This is a genomic window from Trueperaceae bacterium, assembly GCA_031581195.1.
Taxonomy (GTDB): Bacteria; Deinococcota; Deinococci; order Deinococcales; family Trueperaceae; genus SLSQ01.
The window spans coordinates 1-1901 of sequence record JAVLCF010000103.1 but is presented as its reverse complement, the minus strand read 5'-3'; the positions used below and the strand labels follow the sequence as shown (position 1 = coordinate 1901).

Genomic DNA, 1901 nt, shown 5'->3' with positions numbered 1-1901 from the left:
GACGCCCCCCGCCCTCGCCCTCCTGGTGTTCCTCGCCGCGTGGGAGACGCTCGGGCGCCTGACCGACCCCATCCTCTTCGCGCCCCCTTCACGCGTCTGGAGCGGCTTTCTGGAACTGATCGAGGCCGGCCGGATGCAGCGTGCCTTCGGCATCACGATGAACGCGCTGAGCGTGAGTTTCCTGTTGAGCGTGGTCGTCGGTCTGCCGCTCGGCCTGGTGCTCGGCCGCTGGAAGCTATTGTCCGACGTCGTCGAGCCCTATCTTGACGCCATCTACGCCACCCCACGCGTCGTCCTCGTCCCCCTCATCATCCTTTGGTTCGGGGTCGGCTACGAGGGGCGCGTCTTCCTGATCTGGTTGGGGACCTTCATTCCCATCGTCATCAACACCGCGATCGGCGTCCGCAACGCCCGCCGCGATCTCGTCGAAGTGGCGACGTCGTTCGGGGCCGACGAACGTCAGCTCGCCCGCCACGTCATCCTGCCGGGGTCGGTGCCGTACATCATGGCCGGCCTCCGCATCGCCATGGGGCGGGCGCTGGTCGGCGTGATCGTCGCGGAGATCTTCCTCGACCTCACCGGCCTCGGTGGGATCATCCAGACCGAATCCGCCTACTTCCGTACCCACCGCATGCTCGCCGCCGTCCTCGTCATCGCGCTGCTCGGGACCGTCCTGATCGGTGCGTTCGGGTGGCTCGAGAAGCGGTTCGCCGCCTGGAAGGAAAGCGCGGCGTCGTCGTGAGCGACGCGCCTGCGCAGGACGTGGCGGTCCGGTCTTCGGCCGGACGCCGACCGAAAGGAGACCGCCGACCATGACGTTCGTGACGTTCGATTCGGGAGGGGAAGCGCGATTGGGGGTCCTGGACGGCGAGCGACGACGCGTCGTCGACGTCGCTCGGGCCGCGGCCGCCGTGGGAGAGGCGTCCGCCCCGACGACCATGCTGGCCCTCATCGACCTCGGGGAGGCGGGGATCGCCCTCACCGAGCGCCTCCTCGCCGCCCTGGATCACCTCCCTGCCGACGCGGTGCACGCCCTCGACGACGTGCGCGTGCTCGCGCCGATCCCGCGCCCCCGCAAGAACGTGTTCGCGGTCGGCCTCAACTACGTCAAGCACAACGCGGAGTTCACGCGCGGGGCGGACATGCCCCCCGCCCCGATCGTCTTCACGAAGGCGCCGACGTCCGTCGTCGGCCCCGACGACCCCGTCGTCCTTCGGCCCGACCTGTCGACGAAGGTGGACTACGAGGGCGAACTCGGGGTCGTGATCGGCAAGGCCGGTGCGGACATCCCGCCCGAGCGGGCGGAGGAGCACGTCTTCGGCTACACGATCATCAACGACGTCACCGCCCGGGACCTGCAGAAGCGCACCAGCCAGTGGTTCCTCGGCAAGACCTTGGACACCTTCTGCCCCATGGGGCCGTACCTCGTCCACACGTCCGAGGTCGGCTGGCCGGTCCGCCTCCAGGTGCGCACCACCATCAACGGTGAGGTCCGCCAGGACGGGTCCACCGCCGACCTGTACTTCGACGTTCCCACGCTCATCGCGACGGTTTCGGCGGGCATCACGCTGGAGCCGGGGGACGTGATCGCGACCGGGACGCCCGAGGGGGTCGGCATCGGGTTCGACCCACCGAAGTTCCTCGCGGACGGCGACGAAATGGTGATCGAGATCGAGAAGCTCGGGACCTTGCGCAACCGCGTGCGCTCGCGCTGAACGCCGCCGCCGGGGGCGGCGACGCACGGCGTCGCGCCCCCGGCGGCCCTACGCCTCCTCGGGACGGTCGAACACCCAGACGGGAGAGGTGTCGTCCTCGTCGTCCGTCGCGGCCTCGGGGGCGGACGGGCGGGTGGGTTCGATCCCGGTCCGTTCGAACTCCGCGGCCTCCGCGTCGTCGCGGCG

2 protein-coding genes are annotated in these 1901 nt (G+C 70.0%); both read left to right on the top strand.

The features are described from left to right. Positions 1–742: ABC transporter permease (locus tag RI554_09270; protein MDR9392203.1), on the top strand; the 742-nt coding region annotated here is incomplete at its 5' end. 70 nt (positions 743–812) lie between these two features. Then, positions 813–1715: a fumarylacetoacetate hydrolase family protein gene (locus RI554_09265; GenBank protein MDR9392202.1), complete on the top strand. Its 903-nt coding sequence runs from the start codon at positions 813–815 to the stop codon at positions 1713–1715. The last annotated feature ends 186 nt before the right edge of the window (positions 1716–1901 follow it).

Bases quoted from the DNA above. Each gene is read 5' to 3' on its own strand.
- RI554_09265 (MDR9392202.1), top strand. From the start codon at position 813: ATGACGTTCGTGACGTTCGATTCGGGAGGGGAAGCGCGATTGGGGGTC.